Genomic DNA, 18,888 nt, shown 5'->3' with positions numbered 1-18,888 from the left:
AATGAAAACATCAAATAAAAGGGCATTAAACCGGGTTAAGCACGCGTTGCTTCTCTCTGGTTTTTTCACCTCTCTTTCTACGCTTGCAGCAGCCCCTGGCGCGCCAAAAGTAGAATGGATGGTTGAAAAACACAGTTTAGTTACAATCACAGATTCACTTGCATACAAAGACGTTTTGGTTGCGCCAAGTGTTGATGTTTCTGTGCCTTGGTCAAAATGGACTGGGGAAGCTGGTGAAACAGTCAAAGTATTACTTGATGGGCAGATAGTCCACAGTCGTGTGTTAACTGAGGTAGGCAGCTCACAATCGGGTGTAGAAACATTAACATTTACCAAAGGCGGTAAATTCAACTTAACGGTTCAACTGTGTAATATTGATGGTTGTAGCGACAGTACCAATAATAAAGTGCTTGTGGTGGCGGACACTGCGGGTAGTCACTTAGATCCTTTACCGATGAAAGTGAACGATCCGCGTTTTCCAATCGAGATGACTAACCGCTCTTACGTTAATACAACAGGAAAAGTGGTCGCAGCATATGCTGCGGAATGGTCTGTTTATCGTGTCGAAGGGATGGATTATTACATCGATAATATTCCTGCGGAAAACCTGACGCATATTTTTTACGGGTTTGTTGCGATTGCTGGCCCTAACGAGTCGTTCAAAAAGGAAAACCCGACAGGTTATGACACCTTTCAACGCGTTACTGCTGGTTTGAGCGATTTTGAGCTTGCGCCACCTGATCCTTGGGCGGCGTATATGAAGCCTGTTGGCGATCAAGTAAACCAAGATGCGATCAAAGGTAACTATGGCCAGATGATGGCACTTAAGCAGCGTTATCCTGATCTGAAAATAATTCCATCTATCGGTGGTTGGACGCTTTCTGATCCTTTCTACTTTATGGCAGACGACGCTAAGCGTAAAACATTTGTTGAATCTTGCCGTCAGTATTTAAGAACATGGCAGTTCTGGGATGGTATTGATATCGATTGGGAATTTCCAGGCGTCGCTGCAGCAAATCCGAACTTGGGGTCTCCAAGTGATGGTGCGACATACATTAAGTTGATGAAAGAGCTTCGTGCGATGCTGGATGAAGAGGAAGCGCGTACAGGTCGTAAGTATGAACTTACTTCCGCGATTAATGTCGGTTTTGATAAGCTTGAGAAAGTGAATTACGGCGAAGCGATTAAGTATATGGACTACATTTTAATGATGTCCTACGACTACTTCGGCGCATGGGATTTAGAAGGTCTAGGTCACCAAACCGCAGTATACCCTTCAGATTTTAAACCTTCAGATGTACGTACCACGCAATACAACCTTAAGACAGGTATTGATTTACTTAAAGCACAAGGCGTGCCGGGTAATAAGTTGATCGCAGGTATTGCCATGTATGGTCGTGGTTGGACTGGTGTTGAGCATACGCCTGGTACACACCATATGCAAGGTAAAGCAACTGGTCCTTCAGCACCGGCAGATGCATTTAAGTTAGAGCCTGGTACCTTGATGTATGCCAATATCGCACAGTGGGCAAAGCATCCTGATTGGGAATATCACTATGATACGGTTGCGCAAGCACCTTATATCTATCGACCTAGTACGGGCGATCTGATCTCTTACGATGATCAAAAATCGATTAAGGCAAAAGGTGAGCTAGTATTCCAAGAAGGACTAGCTGGTATGTTTGGTTGGGAGATCGATACAGACAATGGCGATATTTTGAACTGGATGCATGAGTCACTTGGTCACCCTCTCGTGGACGGCTCAAATCGTGCTCCTGTTGTGAATGCAGGCGCAGATCAAAGTGTATTATCAGGTTCTGTTGTTAAACTGGCTGCGACTGCGAGTGACGCAGATAATGACGCACTGACCTACCAATGGCAGCAAGTGTCCGGTCCTGCGGTTACTTTAGGTGTCACCAGTGCATTGAACCTAGAATTTGTCGCGCCCGATGTTGTAGGTGAAGCAACAGTAACGTTACGCTTTAGTGCCAACGATGGCAAAGGCGGAAATACCAGTGACGAAGTTGTGATCACAGTTCGCGACAGTGTTGTGAACACACCACCAGTGGTGAATGCTGGGGCAGACCAACAAGTTGAATCAGAAACAGCGAGTGTCGTGTTAGATGGTAGCGCAACATCAGATGCTGATGGTGATGTTTTAACATATACATGGTCTCAGGTGTCTGGCACGGCTGTTGTACTGGCTGGTGCAGATACCAATCAAGCCAGTTTTGCAGCGCCTCAAGTATCGCAAGCAGAGCAATTGGTATTCCAGTTAAGTGTATCTGACAATGGTGTTGATAACTATACTGATACAGTAATCGTTACAGTTACACCAAAAGGCGCCGGTGGTCATCCAGCTTATGATGCTCAAGCGGTTTACAACACCGGCGATCGAGTGAGTCATTTTGATCAAGAAGTAAAGCAAACACTTGTTTGGGAAGCTAAATACTGGGTTTCTGGTGTGGAGCCAACGCGTTTTGCTGACGCATGGACTTTGATCAGTCAAGCTGAATTTCCATGGCACATTGATGTTGCTTACAATGCAGGCTCAGAAGTGAATCATTGTGACGCTGCTAACCTATGTGCACGTTACAAAGCATTGTGGTGGACTAAAGGTGATGAGCCAGGCAAAAGCAGTGCATGGCAAAAACTCTAATTAAAATATGTGTGGGCTGACAGTCCACACATTAACCCATAGGAAAAGATTTAAGTGAGATCTTTTCCTATCCATACCACCTTCCCAATAATCTCAAGTTGCTCCATTTCATCAGGCTTCACGACTTGTTCAACATATTCTTTGTTGTCGCTGATAAGCCTTACTGAGCCATCTAGATATTGTTGCAGGCGCTTTGCGTATAGCTCTTCTCCGAGCCTAACTACATAAATTAGGCCTTCACTGAGCTTCTTGTCGCTTAAGTCGACTAAAATTGTATTGTTGTTATGAATGGTGGGCTCCATAGAGTCGCCTTTAGCAAAAACAACGGCTAATTTACTTTTTTCAAGATTTTTGTATTCAAGCCATTTTTTTCGAAATGCGAGATGTCTTGAAACTTGAGTTTGGTCATTAAATGCACCATGCCCTGTACTTACAGATACGTGGTAACCCGGAACTAAAGCAAAGGCATCATTAAATTCATCTAATTTTACGACTGGATGTAATGACTCCACATCCTCGACACCGCTTTCTGTGCCAGTGATAAGCCACAATAGGTTTACCTGCGCTTCATTGGCTATTCGTTCAATGATGCTCAGTTTAGGATCTTCGCCTTTTAAAATACGACGCAGTGTGCCTTCAGAAACATCAATTTTTGACGCAAATGCCCTGATACTGTGTGGTTTAATCGCTTCCTCGACTCTCTCCGCCAAGGTATTGAGGTAATTTACTCCGTCCATAATGGGTTCTATTTCCTATATCACATTTGTTTAAGCGTCATGTCTGACATTATAGGGAGGTTTAAAAGTAAACTCAATGCAATTTTTTACGCAGTATTAAATTCAATTACGGTTGTGATGCGTAAAATTTTAATCTATACTTATTAAAAAATTACGCATTCGAGCTTTTGAATGGTTCAGTATGCATTAATTACGGTAAGTTATAACAGTTAGTAGGGCACCTATGGGTGCAGACGTACTCACTTGCGTAAAAAAATAAGGAAAGTGAACATGGCCAAACACCTGACATTCAATACCCAAATGAAAACTCGTTTATCTCAGCACCTGGTGTCTGCTCAAAGTAGTGCTGATGTAAGTTCTCAACCAACTAAGTTAATTCGTACGCCAAAAGGCGCACAGTTACTAAAATATGCAAGAAAGTGTAGGGGATATACGCAAGCTGAATCAGCGGCTTGTTATGGTATTGAAGAGCGAACGCTAAGGCGATGGGAAAATAATGAGTATAATCCTCGTTGGAATGATGTGATTTCATTGATTGAAGATGTTTACTTGATGGACATTACTCAAGTGATTGAAGGTGTGCGAAATGATCCTGAGTTGATTGCGTAAAATATGACGCATATACCAAATGATATCGATTATTTTATTTATTACGCATTTAACGTAGGTGCGTAATAATAAGTTGTCAAAGGGGAGTGTACTTTGTCATTAAATGAAAGGGATACACTTAGTTATTTGTAACATATTGATGATGATTACTAGTGGGTTTCATAGGAATGCTAGTGTGTGATTATGAAGGGTAATGAAATGCTTTTTATAAACTAATTATCTAAAAAAGGGACTTATCTAACCATTTAAAAAGGTTAGATAAGTTCTCTGTTTTTACGGTGATTTCGACCACCATCATGTTTTTTGTAATAGAAGGAACTGACTGATAAGTTGTAGTCATCAGATAGCTGAGTATGTAGTACAGACTATACCGATTTCTCTCAATGAAAAGGAAATTGTCATGTCTTTATCTAAACTTTCGATTGTATTTGGTGCGTTAATGACGAGCTTGAATGCGGTTGCTCTTGCACAAAATATTGCTGACGAAGATGGCTTTGAACGTTTAACACACTATACTGAAGGCCCAGTGAGTCATGTTCTGATCACCAGTGAACATGCCCACAAGTTAACGCTCAATGTGCAGCTTAGAGATGAGTTTAGCCGCTGTTACAACGCCAACGTTTATTCTAACGAAACCCATAATAACCTCGCTAATTTAAGCTTGTCTGTGGATGTGGATTCGACGCAGAGTTTGACGTTAGAGGCAGATCTGCATGATGAAAATGCATTGCAGGCATCCAAAACGGTGCATATTAACTGTCTTGATGGCGACGGCATCGATTACAACGTGCTGGTCAATGTGCCAGGCGCTCCAATTGTGGATTGGCAGGTAACACTGGAGCCCGAAGGTAAGTTTATTTATCAGCCATATTCATGGGGCTACCACTCAGCATATCGTATTCGCAGCAGCTTAAGTGTGAATAATCAAAACACACAATCTTATTGCTCAACAGTAGCGAATCGAGGCGTGTCGTTAGGTCTGTTCCATGGGGAAGATCGCAAAGGGCCATTTCACTCAGATGTGTTTATTAAAAATGACGTGTTAACAAACCCTGCGCACCAGGTTTTGTATCAAATTATTGAATGTGAAAATGCGGCGGGTAAAACCATGGTTGTGAAAGTGTTTAACCTAACTAACCCTAATATCATCCACCTGTGGGAAGACCAAGTAATTGTAAAATAGAAGAATAGGCACAAAAAAAGCAAGCTCAGGCGCTTGCTTTTTTTGTGCGTGACGTAAAGTTATTTGACTTCTTTACCTGCCGCTTGTTGGTCTGCGTGGTAACTTGAGCGAACAAACGGGCCACATGCTGCATGTGAAAAGCCAATGTCATCAGCGTAGTCTTTCAGAGCGTCAAACTCTGTTGGTGGCACGTAGCGCTTGACTGGCAAGTGGTGCTTCGAAGGCGCCAAGTACTGTCCAACTGTTAACATGTCTACGTTATGTTCACGAAGATCTCTTAATACTTCTTCAATTTCAGAGATCTCTTCACCTAACCCCACCATTAAGCCAGATTTGGTTTTAACTTCTGGGTGTGCTTCTTTGAAGCGGCGAAGTAACTCTAGAGACCATTTATAATCCGCCCCCGGGCGCGCTAGTTTGTAGAGTCTAGGCGCAGTTTCTAAGTTGTGGTTAAATACATCAGGTGGCGTTTCGGTTAGGATCTCAAGTGCCCTATCCATACGGCCACGGAAATCAGGAACTAGGATTTCAATGGTGATCCCCGGGTTATGCTTGCGGATCTCTCTGATACAGTCTGCAAAATGCTGTGCGCCGCCATCGCGTAAGTCGTCGCGGTCTACTGAGGTAATCACCACGTACTTAAGTTTCATGTCTTTAATTGTCAGTGCGAGCTTTTCTGGCTCAGCTGCATCAGGCTTTAACGGGCGCCCGTGCGCGACGTCACAGAATGGGCAACGACGAGTACAAATAGCGCCTAAAATCATGAATGTTGCTGTACCGTGGTTAAAGCACTCAGATAAATTAGGACAAGATGCTTCTTCACAAACTGAGTGTAAGCCATGCTTACGCATCGCGCTTTTAATGCCTTCAATTCGCTCACTTGATTTTGGTAGGCGGATCTTAAGCCACTCAGGCTTACGGAGCATTTGCTCTCGCTCAGTTGGTAGTACTTTGACCGGAATTAATGCCATTTTCTCGGCATCGCGTAATTTTACACCCGGCTCCATTTTGACTGGTTTACTCATTCGTTCTCAAACCCTTCAGTGTGAACAACATGCTCAGCGTTAATGCGCTTAAGCATATGCTTAATAAGCCCGTTACCTGCTTCTTCAAGCGTAGCAGGCCCATTTAAATCGCTAGTTTGTATCATCTCCATGCCTGCATAGCCGCATGGGTTAATACGCAAAAATGGACTCAGGTCCATGTTGACATTGAGTGCAAGTCCGTGGAATGAGCAGCCTCGTCTAACTCTTAAGCCCAAAGAAGCTATTTTGCAATTATTGACATAAACACCTGGTGCATCAGCTTTAGCATAGGCATCGATATCGTACTCTTGCAATGATTCAATAATGGTCTCTTCAAGCCAAGTAACCAGTTCTCTTACGCCAATTTTCAGGCGGCGTAAATTGAACAAAACGTACATCATCTGCTGGCCAGGTCCGTGATAGGTCACCTGACCTCCTCTGTCAACTTTAACAACAGGGATATCACCCGGTGCAAGTACGTGCTCCGCTTTGCCAGCTTGCCCTTGCGTAAAAACAGGGCTGTGTTCAACTAACCAAATCTCGTCGGCCGCTGAGTCATCACGCTGATCAGTAAAGTGCTGCATTTTTTGCCAAATAGGCTCGTAACTTTGTCGCCCTAGGTGGCGAATGATGACGTTATGGTTGCTCATGGACTTCCTTCACTACAGTACGTAACGAACAGCTTCGATACTACCTAGCTCAGTGTATATCTGCTCAATGTGCTCTTTTGACGTCACTGTTGCAACCAAAGTGACAGATTCGTATGTGCCTTTGCTACTCGGTTTAATTTTTGGCGCATAATCGCCAGGCGCAATGGCTTGCATTTTCGTAAGAACCTGATCGGTTAGATCAACATTAGCCAAGCCCATGACCTTAAAAGTAAACGGGCAGGGAAATTCTAAGTACTCATCAAACTTAGTGTTTTTTACAGGTGTTACCACGACGGTTTCCTCACTACAGATACTAAGCAATGATTATGTAATGTGAATTGTTTTCACTTAGGCATCATTACCTCAATAATGGCGGCATTCTATCATTTTTATGGCAAAAAAAAACGCCTCAAATAGAGGCGCTATTGCTTTATATACGTACTAGGTACAGGGTTATTGCATGATCTGTAAACGTAAGTAGTCGTAAATGCGGCTGAAGAAACTACCTTCTTCAATTTCTTCAAGGGTGACAAGTGGATATTCGGCAATATCTTCACCGTCTAGTTGCAAGAATAGCGTACCTACAGTACTACCTTTAGCAAGTGGGGCAGTTAGCGTTTGGTCTAACTCAAAATGTGCTTTTAAGTTTTTACGCTGACCGCGTGGAATAGTAATTGGCGTATCTTGTGTGATACCCAAAGAGACAGTCTCTTTATTACCCATCCAGATGCGTTGATCGGCGAAGCTGTCACCTGCTTTGTAAGGTGTGATTGTTTCAAAAAATCTGAAGCCGTAGTTTAAAAGCTTTTTACTTTCGACTTTTCGAGCTCTTTCACTTTCAGTACCCATGACAACTGCGATCAATCTCATATCGCCTTTGGTTGCTGAAGTGACTAAGCTATAACCCGCTTCTGCTGTATGGCCTGTTTTAATGCCGTCAACATCTAAGCTTGCATCCCACAATAGTGAGTTTCGGTTATATTGTTTAATGCCGTTAAAAGTAAATGACTTTTGCTTGTACAGCGCATACTCTTCAGGTACATCACGAATAAGTGCGGCACCTAAAGTTGCCATGTCTCTTGGTGTTGTATACTGTTCTGGCGCATCTAAACCGTGGCTGTTAATAAAGAAGCTGTTGGTCATACCGAGTTTTTCAGCATGTGCGTTCATTAAGTCAGCGAATGCCCCCTCACTGCCTGCAATATGCTCTGCCATTGCAACACATGCATCATTGCCAGATTGAATGATAATACCGTGGTTTAAATCATCAACACTGACTTTTTTGCCCACTTCGATAAACATTTTTGATGATTCAGGAAAATTTTTCGCCCAAGCTTTTTCGCTGATGGTCACCATATCTGTTGGCGCGATGTTTCCAGCTAGAATCTCAGTACCAATGACATAGCTGGTCATCATTTTTGTTAAACTAGCAGGCAAAAGTTTGGTATCTGCTTCACCTTCTGCAATCACTTTACCGGTTGTAAAGTCGACGAGGAAATAACCTTTTGCACTCATTTGCGGTGGAGAAGGTATGATCTGTGCGCTTGCCGAAAATAATGACAAAGAACACACGACACCAAGGATTTTTTTAACTACTTTTGGTTTAAATACTGTCATCATGCTCGCTTTTTAATTTAGTTTGGGCAATGACTTGCTTTTGCACTACCCAGCAGGTTTTATTTTTGTTCTACATGCCATTCAGTATACTTACATGTTGGCTTTAAGTCGCGGAACAAAAATTACGTAATTCAGATTACGAATATTTTAAAGTTCATATTCGCTATAAAGCAAGAAGGCTTTGTTAAATTCACCTTCTTGTAAGGTTTTTAGCACCTTTTGTGCTGTCTGGTCATCTAAAATCGGTCCAAGTCGCAATTTGTAAAGATTATCTTCAAAAGCGATAGGGGTACCTAATTCAAATTTATTAGACAACTGAGAAGCCAACGCCTTCACATTTTCCATGTTACTGCCAGCTGCAACTTGTACATACGTCAAACGTGGATTTTTACGGTCAATAGTAATGGCTTCAATCTTAACCTCCGCTGTACCTTGCAAATGGTATCCAAGCTTGTAAGCGGCTGCATAAGAGAGATCTATGATTCGGTCGTCATGAAATGGGCCGCGGTCATTTACTCTGACAATTACGCTGACATTATTTGCTAAGTTAGTGACTTTCACAAAACTAGGTAAAGGAAGTGTTTTGTGCGCAGCTGTCATATCAAACATATTGAAGGTTTCACCATTGGAGGTGTAGTAACCATGAAATTTGCGTCCATACCATGACGCAGTCCCTGTCTGTGTAAAGTCTTTTTCATCTGAGATAGGCGTATAACTTTTGCCCAGCACAGTATAAGGGCGACCCGCACTGACGCTTTTTGGTTCGTTGGTAACTTTTGCATCTTGCATTTCAAGCTCGGTCGGCGCACGTAATGGCGCCTTATCTTGGCTTGTATGGTATCTGCTGCTACAAGCGCTCAAAAGTAAAATGGCACTTAATGGGAGAAGTAATGTTTTTTTCATAGGTTATTTTAGTAGCATTTTTTTATCTGTTGCTATCGCCATGATGATACCGAAACCAGCCATCAGTGTAACCATTGAGGTACCGCCATAGCTGATAAGCGGCAAAGGTACGCCAACCACGGGCAATAATCCTGAGACCATTCCAATGTTGACAAAAATATAGACGAAAAATGTGAGTGTGAGCGCCCCAGCGAGTAATTTACTAAATGCCTCTTGTGCATTGACAGCTATGTACAGCCCTCTACCAATAATAAATAGATAAACACTCAATAGCATAACGACGCCAAGTAAACCGAACTCTTCGCTCAGTACTGAGAATATAAAATCTGTGTGGCGCTCAGGTAAAAACTCAAGTTGAGACTGTGTGCCATGCAACCAGCCTTTTCCTTCAATGCCACCGGAACCGATGGCAATTTTTGACTGAATAATATGGTAACCAGCGCCGAGAGGGTCGCTCTCGGGATCGAGTAAGGTTAAGACTCGTTGCTTTTGATACTCGTGCATGACAAAGTGCCACATGGCAAATGCACCGGGGATGGCCAATAGGACGCTACTGCCGATCAATCTCCAGCTCAGGCCAGATAAAAATAAAACAAAAATGCCTGAGCTTGCAATGAGCAGAGAAGTTCCTAAATCTGGTTGCTTTTGAATGAGGATGGTAGGCACCAGCACAATGGCAAAGCCGATAATGATATGTAAGATTTTGGGTGGTAGCTGCTGCCGACCAATGTACCATGCTACCATCATGGGTACGCCCAATTTCATAATTTCTGAAGGCTGAAAACGGGTAATGCCAATGTCTAACCAGCGTTTAGCACCGTTAATCGTAATACCAAAAAAGAATACCCCGATAAGCATGATCAGCCCCACTGTGTAGAGCGGAAATACCAGTCTCTTGAGCGTATTCGGTGAGATTTGAGCCATCACAAACAGTGCAATAATAGCACCGAGCATACGAGTTGCATGGCGAGCCATCATATCCATATTTTGACCGCTGGCACTGTAAACGACCGCAAGGCTTCCAGTCATCATGACAAGCAGTGCGATAAGTAATGGCAGGTCAATGTGAATGCGTTGCCAGAACGAGCGTCGTTGTCTTAATTGATTCATTTACCCTCCGTGTGACTTGGGTAAGTTTCGAAGTAATAATCCATGAGCTTTCGCGCAATTGGTGCCGCAATGGTTGAACCGCCACCTTGGTTTTCAACAATCACGGTAACGACGATACGTGGGTCACTGTAAGGAGCGAAGCCAACATAAATGCCATTATCTCTGTGCTTTTCTTTGAGGCTTTCTGCGTCGTATTCTTCACCTTGTGCGATACTAACAATCTGGGCTGTGCCTGTTTTTCCAGCCGGATCATACGTCGCCCCTAAGAAAGCTTTATGGGCTGTGCCTCGGGCTTTTTTCACTGTATTGTGCATCGCATCCAAAGCTATCTTCCAATGGTGCGGATTTTTTAATACGACGGGCGGTTTTTCTTCCGTGTACATTTGCTCAACATCATTGTTTTGCTTTGCAACTTGCACCAAGTGTGGGGGGCGGTGTATCCCTTTATTCACTAAAATTGAAACGGCGTTAGTAATTTGCATTGGTGTAGCCGTCCAATACCCTTGTCCTATGCCGACAGATATGGTGTCGCCAGGCCACCAAGATTCTTTAAAGCGTTGGCGTTTCCACTCTGTGGTTGGCATGATGGCAGCTGTTTCTTCATGAATATCAATACCGGACAGATCGCCAAAGCCAAACTGACTCATAAAGTTACTGATTTTTGTGATGCCAAGCTTATAAGCGGTCTCATAGAAATAGGTGTCGCAAGATTGTTCAATCGCTTCATAGACATCAACATGTCCATGTCCCCATCTTAACCAGTCACGCCAGCGGTGCTCTACATTAGGAATTTGGAAGAAGCCTGGGTCCCAAATTTTGGTTTCCTCTTTTACGATGCCTTCCTCTAATGCCAAAATGGCAAGGTGTGGCTTCACGGTAGAAGCAGGTGCATACCTACCTTGCGTTGCGCGATTGATCAAAGGTCTGTCAGGGTTGAGCAGCGCTCGGTAGTCTTTGCTGCTAATGCCATGTACGAATAAATTGGGGTCGTAGCTTGGATTTGAATATAGGGCTAAAATCCCGCCATCTTTAGGGTCCATCACCACGATTGCGCCCCTAACGCCCTCCAGTACTTCTTGAGCTATTTTCTGTAAACCAATATCTAAGGTGAGCACTAAATCTTCCCCAGGCTTCGGGTGCTCGATACTGAGGGAACGAATAATTCGACCACGGTTATTCACTTCGACGCGTTGTGAGCCAACTTGGCCATGTAAGCGTTGTTCGTAGAACTTTTCGATACCTAACTTGCCAAAATCATGTGTGGCACGGTAATTCTTAGCAAGTCCTTGAGATTCAAGTTCACTGAGCTCTTTTTTATTGAGTCTGGAGACATAGCCCAGCGCATGCGTCAGCGCATCACCATATGGGTAGTGTCTGGCAAGTCTGGCTTCAACACTAAAGCCGGGGAAGCGGTGCTGATTAACGGAAAAAATTGCAACTTCTTGCTCGTTCAGCCGGGCCTTTAAAACTTGGCTTTTAAAGCGTCTAGAGCGACGATTACTTTTTATGACAGCGTTTTTTTGTGTCTCGGTAATGCTAATGATTGCACCGAGTTGTTCTAAAGACTGCTCTAGATCTGTGACTTGCTCAGGGATCACTTCAAGATTATAAACTGGCCTGTTTTCCGCAAGCAATACGCCATTTCTGTCGTAGATTAAGCCACGATTCGGCGCGATTGGAATGACCTTTATCCGGTTATCATTCGAACGTGTTTGATAGGTCTCGTGCTTCTCAACTTGCAGAGTATAGATGTTATTAAGAAGCACCCCGATAAGGATCACGACAAAAACAAAGCCAACAAACGCGCGGCGCGCAAATAAATTGGCTTCAGCGCTGTGGTCGCGGATCGTTGGCCGGTTTTTTATCATGAAATACTTATTCTCTGTGATAAGGGTGGTTGTTGTTTAAGCTCCAGCCACGGTAGAGGCTTTCAGCTACGACAATTCTTACCAGCGGATGTGGCAGAGTAAGGTTGGAGAGTGACCACTTTTGTTCTGATGCAGCAATACATTCTGGTGCCAGCCCTTCAGGTCCACCAATCAGTAAACTGACATCACGGCCATCCAGCTGCCATTTTTCCATGTTGTTCGCTAATTGATGCGTATCCCAAGGTTTGCCGGTAACCTCTAAGGTAACGATCCGATTTCCCTTTGGGATTGCTGCGAGGGTTTTTTCACCCTCTTGTTGCAAGATCCGTTTGATGTCAGCGTTTTTACCGCGTTTACCCGCAGTAATTTCAATCAGCTCTAGTGGCATGTCTTTGGGGAAACGGCGTTGATATTCTTTGAACCCCGTTTCAACCCATGCAGGCATTTTTGTACCAACAGCGATTAACTGAATTTTCACTCTAGCCCCAAAGCTTTTCTAAGTCGTAAAAATCACGCGTTTGGTCTTGCATAACGTGTACAACAACATCACCTAGGTCGACAAGTACCCATTCACCACTGTCTTGCCCTTCGTGACCAAGTGGAGTTTCACCTGCGTGACGCGCCTCTTTTGCGACGTGTTCAGCAATAGATTGAACATGACGTTTTGAGTTGCCAGAACAAATGACCAAATAATCTGTGATTGAAGATGTTTCTCGCACATCTAGCTTTACAATATCACGGGCTTTCATATCGTCGACTTTATCAAGCGCAAAGTCTAATAGTTGTTTTGAATCCAAATCAGGGTCTCTTTACTAATATACACTTCAAATAAGGGCGCAATTCTAACATGATTTCCAACAGAATTCCCAAGCGGATCAGCGGCGATTAATACGCGTACAACCCATTCTTATTAATATAAGCTATGACTTTCGGTGACAACCAAGGTTCAATGGATTTACCAGATTTTATTGCTAAGCGTATTTCACTAGATGCCGCAGAAAATGTTTGACCAGTTAAAAAATAACACTTACCAGCTGTAGCTTGGTGCAAAGATGCAGGAGCGGATACTTGTGCCTTTGCTAAATATGATGCCAATTGTTCACAAGGCGCATATGTATCTCCAGGTCTTGCGTAAACAACAATATGACAAAGCTGGGTGATTGCTTGCCATTGATACCAGGTATGTAAGCTGTTAAATGAGTCCATGCCCATTAAAAAGGCAATAGGGGTATTTGGGTGCTCATTTCTTAGTTCTTGCAGGGTTAAAAATGTATATGAAGGCTCTGTTCTAACAATTTCTCTGGTATCAATAGTGAACTTTGGCTCAGTGTCTGTAGCCAGTTTTAACATGGCTAGACGATGCTCTGTGGTGATGCTTGGCCCTTGTTTATGAACGGGCGTTGCATTAGGTATAAAGGACAAAGTGCTTAAAGAAAGCTCTTTCAAGCACTGCTCTGCCATATTGATATGGCCTAAATGAATAGGATCAAAGGTACCACCAAATAGTGCTATCATTAATTTGCAGCTCCAACTTGCTTGCTCTCATCAGAAAATGGCATTGGGAAGTTAACAGGTTGACAAAAACTCAACGCAATATGTGCCAAGCCTTGATAGGGTGCACTGAGCAAGTTGCTTTTATATGCAGAATCAAATTGTGCCAGTAAGCCAATGATGGTCTCTAGCTGGGTTATTGGTAATCTATCCAGCGCCTGTTGCGTTGATGCTTGCTGATTTTTCCAAATATTATACTGCTTAAAGAGTTGATTAACTGGCTGACCTTCGACTAACGCACGTTTAATATTTAGAAGCGTTTGTGTTTGATTTTGGATGGTCCATGCAACGCTGGTTGGCTCGACATTGTCTTTGGCTAACTTGTTCAGTATTTTAATAATGTATTTTGCATTACCTTTGAGTAAGCCATCATTTAAGTCAAAAATATCAAATTTAGCTTGGTTTAACAGCCCGTTCATTAACTGCTGTTGGTCGATAAGTGCATCTTTATGAAGCAAAGACAGTTTTTCTAGTTCTTGAGAAGTAGCGAGCAAGTTCCCTTCGGTTGCCAGCAGAAGGCTGCGTTTGGCATCGCTTTTTAGGTTCACTTTTAATCGCTTACATTCTTCATCTAGCCATTTCTCTAAATGGTAACCTGTTAAAGCATAACAAGGGACAAATAAGCCTTTTTTATCGAGCGCTTTGAACCATGCAGAACGCTGAATATCTTGGCTGGCTTTTGCGCCTTTTAAGATGAGGATAACATCTGGGTTGATACTCGCCGCGAGTTCTTTGAGTATGTTTACGCCTTGCATTGGCGGTTTTTGTTGGTTTAGGTCGAGTTCAATGATGGTTCGAGCGCTGAACAAAGACATACTGTTGTATTGTGCGATTAACTCTTGCCAGTCAAAGCCAGGCAATAGAGCAAACTTAATTACCTCGTCAAAACCTTGTTTTTTAGCCGCTTGACGAATGTTGATTACACAGTTATTTTCTTGGAATGGCTCCTCGCCAAATACCAGATAAAATGGGTGCAGGTCTTTACTTAATTGACCTGCTAATTGATTTGCATAACAGCGCATTAGAGTTGTGATAGTTCTCGAATAATTCGTTTGGTGGCAAGCTTACGCATTTCACCAAGAATAATTTCTAACTCTTTTGATTTAGCAAGCGAGTTAGTGGGATCATCTTGATAATTACGATATAACTCAAAGCTTTGTTCAATAGGGTCTTGATCAGGGCGTACGAGACGGTATGACACTTTATACGCAAGTTCATACTGAGCAACCTGGCCATTTGGAAACAAACTTAATGTTTGCCTATTTAGTTCATCTTGATATAAGTGCAGCTCTGCAGTGTACTTTGTTTGTTTATGTTCAATTTGGTCGTTAATTTTTACTTGTGAACGTTGTAACTCGTACTTTAGCTGCTCGAATAATGCAGATTTCTGGTCATCTCCAGTGAGGTGCAACACTCTTAAATCTTCAGGGATATAAGATGCTTGCTTGAGGTGAAAACCACAGCCTGAGACAGCAAAACAGACCAGCAAAATTGCCAGTCCGTTTTTAATGTCTGCAAGCGTGCGAACAGCGGAGCCAATTTGGCCCGCTGTTGAAATGACTTGCTGAACAAAGCCAATCATTAGTTTGCAACCACATTGAGTAGTTTGCCTGGTACATAAATTACTTTACGGATGGTTTTTCCGTCAGTGAATTTAGTTACGTTTTCTTCGGCAAATGCAATCGCTTCTACTTGCTCCTGAGTTGCATCAGCTGCGACAGTCAGTTTTGCACGAAGTTTGCCGTTAACTTGAACAACGATAAGCTTTTCGTCTTCAACTAAAGCACTTTCATCGACAACAGGCCAAGACGCATCTAATACATCACCTTCGTGGCCAAGTTGTAGCCATAACTCGTGACACATATGAGGCGTAATTGGCGCCAACATAATGATGATTGCATTGAGTGCTTCATTTGCAAGCGCGATATCTTGTTCGCTTTCAAGTGGCGCTTTAAGCAGTTTGTTTAGCAGTTCCATGATTGCAGCAATCGCTGTATTGAATGTTTGGCGACGCTCAACATCATCAGAAACTTTAGCAATGGCTTTATGGACTTCACGACGTAGTGCTTTTTGGTTGCCAGAAAGCTTGCTTAGATCAAGGTCTGCTTGGCCAGCATTTTTTACATCGACTGCATATTTCCATACACGGCGGAGGAATCGCTGTGCACCCTCAACACCAGAATCAGACCATTCAAGCGTTTGTTCAGGCGGCGCTGTAAACATCATAAATAAACGAACAGTATCAGCACCGTATTGTTTAATTACAGTTTGTGGGTCAATACCATTGTTCTTAGACTTAGACATCTTACCCATGCCCGCAGACATGACAGGCTCGCCATCGTCTTTGTGCCATGCTTTGATGATACGGCCTTTATCGTCTTTTTCAGTTTCAACATCAAGCGGAGAAATCCAGATATCACCGCCTTTTTCGTCTTTGCGGTAGTAAGTATCGGCTAATACCATGCCTTGACATAGTAGACGCTCAAACGGTTCGTCAGAATTAACTAATCCGAAATCTCTTAGTAGCTTGTGGAAGAAGCGAGAGTAAAGTAGGTGCAATATCGCGTGCTCAATACCACCAATATACTGGTTAACAGGCAACCAGTAATTAGCAGCGCCTGGCTCTAGCATACCTTCATCATAACGAGGGCTACAATAACGCGCATAGTACCAAGAAGACTCCATGAAGGTGTCGAATGTATCTGTTTCATGGAATACTTGCTCACCATTCACAGTTGTTTTTGCCCACTCAGGATCTGCTTTGATTGGTGACGTTACACCATCCATCACTACATCTTCAGGTAGGCGAACTGGCAGCATATCTTCACTTGCAGCTAGCTCAGAACCATCTTCTTTATTTAGCATTGGGATTGGAGAACCCCAATAACGTTGACGGCTTACACCCCAATCACGAAGACGGAAGTTTACTTTGCGCTTACCTGCATTTTGAGCTTCAAGCTTATCTGCAATTGCATTGAAAGCCCCGTCAAAGTCAAGACCATCAAACTCACCAGAATTGATAAGCACGCCTTTCTCAGTGAATGCTTCTTTGGCTAAATCAGCTGACTGTTCAGCGTCTGCAGCAGGGCTGATGACTTGTTTGATTTCAAGGCCATAAGCGGTCGCAAATTCATAGTCGCGTTGATCATGACCAGGTACAGCCATCACCGCGCCAGATCCATAATCCATTAATACAAAGTTGGCGATCCAGATTGGTACTTCTTTTCCTGTTAATGGATGAATCGCAGTAAAGCCAGTCGCGATGCCTTTTTTGTCCATTGTTGCTAAATCAGCTTCAGCCACTTTGGTATTTTTGCACTCATCAACAAATGCAGCAACTGCTTCATTATTTTGTGCAGCCTCCAAAGCAATTGGGTGACCTGCCGCAACAGCAACATAGGTTACGCCCATAAATGTATCGGGACGTGTTGTATATACGGTGAAGCTTTCGTTGTTGTCAGCGCGTTTGAAATCGATCTCTAAACCTTCAGAGCGGCCAATCCAGTTGCGCTGCATGGTTTTTACTTGCTCTGGCCAGTGATCTAGTTTGTCTAAATCGTCTAATAGCTCTTGCGCATAATCAGTAATTTTAATAAACCACTGAGGAATTTCTTTTTGCTCAACGAGTGCACCTGAACGCCAACCGCGACCATCAATCACCTGTTCGTTTGCAAGTACTGTTTGATCAACGGGATCCCAGTTTACTGTAGACATTTTTTTGTATACCAAGCCTTTTTCGTAAAGCTTAGTAAAGAACCATTGCTCCCACTTGTAGTATTCTGGGTGGCATGTCGCAATCTCACGATCCCAATCGTAGCCAAAGCCTAACTGCTTTAACTGTCCACGCATGTAATCGATATTTTCGTAGGTCCACTTTGCTGGTGCCGTATTGTTTTTAATTGCCGCATTTTCTGCAGGTAGGCCGAATGCATCCCAACCCATTGGCTGCATGACATTTTTGCCTTGCAAGCGCTGGAAGCGTGACACAACATCACCGATCGTATAGTTACGGACATGACCCATGTGGAGTTTACCACTTGGGTAAGGGAACATAGACAAGCAGTAGTATTTTTCTTTGCTTTCGTCTTCGACTACTTTAAATGTTTTGTTTTCTTCCCAATAGGATTGAACCTTGGGTTCGATTTCTTGTGGGTTGTATTGCTCTTGCATTGACGTTTCCAGACTTCTTGCAAACTGATTGTAAAATTGGTCAATAGCATACCCGAAAACTAAGCTTGATCACAGCGTCTGATAAGCATTTTCAGCTGATTAATTCGATTTTAGTGGATTTCGATTGGTTTCACTCTGTGTATGCTAAAAGTAACTTGATGCAGGCTCAATGGCCCTTTCTCAAAGGTGCTCTATACTTGGTTTATATATGCAAAACTATCCAACACAGGTTGTGATGACTTCACAAGTTAGTTGCTTCAACAGCTTGTTAGCATGATATTCGGTTTTTTATCTGAGTAGCGTAGGCAATTAATTGTGATGTGTCGTTGAGTAGGGGGCGGCATGGCGGATTATCAACAATGGCTAAGTGACTTTTCTAAATGGTGTAAAGATGTCAAAGAACATGAACTTAAAAAGTTGATGGAGGACTTTTTACAGGAAGAGGAAAAGTGGCGGCAGTTTGGGAAAAACAAGTTAAGTGATTACCGGCACTATTTTAAACGTGACCTACATCATGTTTCTGAGTTTCAAGACCATTATGAAGGCGTGGCGTGGGAGCAGTTCAAAGAGTCAATTTTATATGAACTGGCTTATTTAGAAGATAGGACGCAGCTTGAGTGGCATGCACTGATGAATGACTTTGCGCATGATGGTATTTATAAAGAGGGGGAATGGATAGCTTTGGGGCAATTAGTGTGTAAGAATTGCGGCAATAAAATCGATGTTTATCACTCTATTGAAATAAAAGCGTGTAGCGAATGTGGACATGATACGTTTTCAAGAAAAGCGCTCACGCCTTAGCCAAA

Annotated in this window: 18 protein-coding genes; 4 read left to right on the top strand and 14 right to left on the bottom strand. The window is 43.0% G+C overall.

What is annotated here, in order from left to right; genetic code table 11:
* Window position 1: 1 nt before the first annotated feature.
* Entirely contained in the window at window positions 2-2,659 is a 2,658-nt protein-coding gene (locus tag AC2CZC_RS00505; protein ID WP_484583437.1) for a glycosyl hydrolase family 18 protein, read from the top strand.
* 50 nt (window positions 2,660-2,709) lie between these two features.
* On the opposite strand, the gene AC2CZC_RS00500 is transcribed toward AC2CZC_RS00505, so the two are convergent.
* Window positions 2,710-3,396 carry an XRE family transcriptional regulator gene (locus AC2CZC_RS00500; protein WP_484583436.1) on the bottom strand — a complete coding sequence of 229 codons (687 nt, stop codon included), beginning with the start codon at window positions 3,394-3,396 and terminating at the stop codon, window positions 2,710-2,712.
* A 270-nt stretch (window positions 3,397-3,666) separates the two neighbouring features.
* Between AC2CZC_RS00500 and AC2CZC_RS00495 the strand changes: the two genes are divergently transcribed.
* Together AC2CZC_RS00495 and AC2CZC_RS00490 are read left to right on the top strand one after the other, a co-directional pair.
* Entirely contained in the window at window positions 3,667-4,005 is a 339-nt protein-coding gene (locus AC2CZC_RS00495; RefSeq protein WP_484583435.1) for a helix-turn-helix transcriptional regulator, read from the top strand.
* A 400-nt stretch (window positions 4,006-4,405) separates the two neighbouring features.
* The gene (locus tag AC2CZC_RS00490; protein WP_484583434.1) at window positions 4,406-5,188 is read left to right on the top strand and encodes a hypothetical protein; all 783 of its coding nucleotides are present in this window, start codon (window positions 4,406-4,408) and stop codon (window positions 5,186-5,188) included.
* 59 nt (window positions 5,189-5,247) lie between these two features.
* Here AC2CZC_RS00490 and lipA read toward each other — a convergent pair whose 3' ends face one another.
* From lipA to leuS, 13 genes are all read right to left on the bottom strand, one after another.
* Window positions 5,248-6,213 carry a lipoyl synthase gene (gene lipA, locus AC2CZC_RS00485; protein ID WP_484583433.1) on the bottom strand — a complete coding sequence of 322 codons (966 nt, stop codon included), beginning with the start codon at window positions 6,211-6,213 and terminating at the stop codon, window positions 5,248-5,250.
* Window positions 6,210-6,863, bottom strand: a complete 654-nt coding sequence (lipB, locus tag AC2CZC_RS00480) for a lipoyl(octanoyl) transferase LipB (RefSeq protein WP_063361825.1) — start codon at window positions 6,861-6,863, stop codon at window positions 6,210-6,212. The genes lipA and lipB overlap by 4 nt, the downstream gene beginning before the upstream one ends.
* Window positions 6,864-6,875: 12 nt before the next feature.
* Entirely contained in the window at window positions 6,876-7,154 is a 279-nt protein-coding gene (gene ybeD / locus AC2CZC_RS00475) for a DUF493 family protein YbeD (protein WP_484583432.1), read from the bottom strand.
* A gap of 162 nt (window positions 7,155-7,316) precedes the next feature.
* Window positions 7,317-8,480 carry a serine hydrolase gene (locus tag AC2CZC_RS00470; RefSeq protein WP_484584819.1) on the bottom strand — a complete coding sequence of 388 codons (1,164 nt, stop codon included), beginning with the start codon at window positions 8,478-8,480 and terminating at the stop codon, window positions 7,317-7,319.
* A gap of 147 nt (window positions 8,481-8,627) precedes the next feature.
* Window positions 8,628-9,383: a septal ring lytic transglycosylase RlpA family protein gene (locus tag AC2CZC_RS00465; protein WP_484583431.1), complete on the bottom strand. Its 756-nt coding sequence runs from the start codon at window positions 9,381-9,383 to the stop codon at window positions 8,628-8,630.
* A 3-nt stretch (window positions 9,384-9,386) separates the two neighbouring features.
* On the bottom strand, window positions 9,387-10,493 hold the full coding sequence (gene rodA, locus AC2CZC_RS00460; RefSeq protein ID WP_484583430.1) for a rod shape-determining protein RodA: 1,107 nt from the start codon (window positions 10,491-10,493) through the stop codon (window positions 9,387-9,389).
* Window positions 10,490-12,361 carry a penicillin-binding protein 2 gene (mrdA, locus tag AC2CZC_RS00455; protein WP_484583429.1) on the bottom strand — a complete coding sequence of 624 codons (1,872 nt, stop codon included), beginning with the start codon at window positions 12,359-12,361 and terminating at the stop codon, window positions 10,490-10,492. The genes rodA and mrdA overlap by 4 nt, the downstream gene beginning before the upstream one ends.
* 7 nt (window positions 12,362-12,368) lie before the next feature.
* Window positions 12,369-12,839, bottom strand: coding sequence for a 23S rRNA (pseudouridine(1915)-N(3))-methyltransferase RlmH (rlmH, locus tag AC2CZC_RS00450; RefSeq protein WP_063361820.1), 471 nt, complete (start codon window positions 12,837-12,839; stop codon window positions 12,369-12,371).
* 1 nt (window position 12,840) lies between these two features.
* Window positions 12,841-13,158 (bottom strand): ribosome silencing factor, encoded by a 318-nt coding sequence (gene rsfS, locus AC2CZC_RS00445; RefSeq protein ID WP_063361819.1) that lies wholly within the window; start codon window positions 13,156-13,158, stop codon window positions 12,841-12,843.
* Between the two features lie 88 nt (window positions 13,159-13,246).
* Window positions 13,247-13,876 (bottom strand): nicotinate-nucleotide adenylyltransferase, encoded by a 630-nt coding sequence (nadD, locus tag AC2CZC_RS00440; protein ID WP_484583428.1) that lies wholly within the window; start codon window positions 13,874-13,876, stop codon window positions 13,247-13,249.
* On the bottom strand, window positions 13,876-14,934 hold the full coding sequence (holA, locus tag AC2CZC_RS00435; protein WP_484583427.1) for a DNA polymerase III subunit delta: 1,059 nt from the start codon (window positions 14,932-14,934) through the stop codon (window positions 13,876-13,878). The genes nadD and holA overlap by 1 nt, the downstream gene beginning before the upstream one ends.
* Window positions 14,934-15,494, bottom strand: coding sequence for an LPS-assembly lipoprotein LptE (locus AC2CZC_RS00430; RefSeq protein ID WP_484583426.1), 561 nt, complete (start codon window positions 15,492-15,494; stop codon window positions 14,934-14,936). Before AC2CZC_RS00430 ends, holA begins: the two co-directional genes overlap by 1 nt.
* The gene (leuS, locus tag AC2CZC_RS00425; RefSeq protein ID WP_484583425.1) at window positions 15,494-18,082 is read right to left on the bottom strand and encodes a leucine--tRNA ligase; all 2,589 of its coding nucleotides are present in this window, start codon (window positions 18,080-18,082) and stop codon (window positions 15,494-15,496) included. Before leuS ends, AC2CZC_RS00430 begins: the two co-directional genes overlap by 1 nt.
* Before the next feature lie 342 nt (window positions 18,083-18,424).
* Here leuS and AC2CZC_RS00420 point away from each other — a divergent pair, with 342 nt between their 5' ends.
* Window positions 18,425-18,883 carry a zinc ribbon-containing protein gene (locus AC2CZC_RS00420; RefSeq protein WP_484583424.1) on the top strand — a complete coding sequence of 153 codons (459 nt, stop codon included), beginning with the start codon at window positions 18,425-18,427 and terminating at the stop codon, window positions 18,881-18,883.
* Window positions 18,884-18,888 lie beyond the last annotated feature (5 nt).

This window comes from Pseudoalteromonas sp. MMG033 (assembly GCF_057197785.1).
The sequence above is the reverse complement of the archived record's forward strand: the minus strand, read 5'-3'. Positions and strand labels throughout refer to the sequence as shown.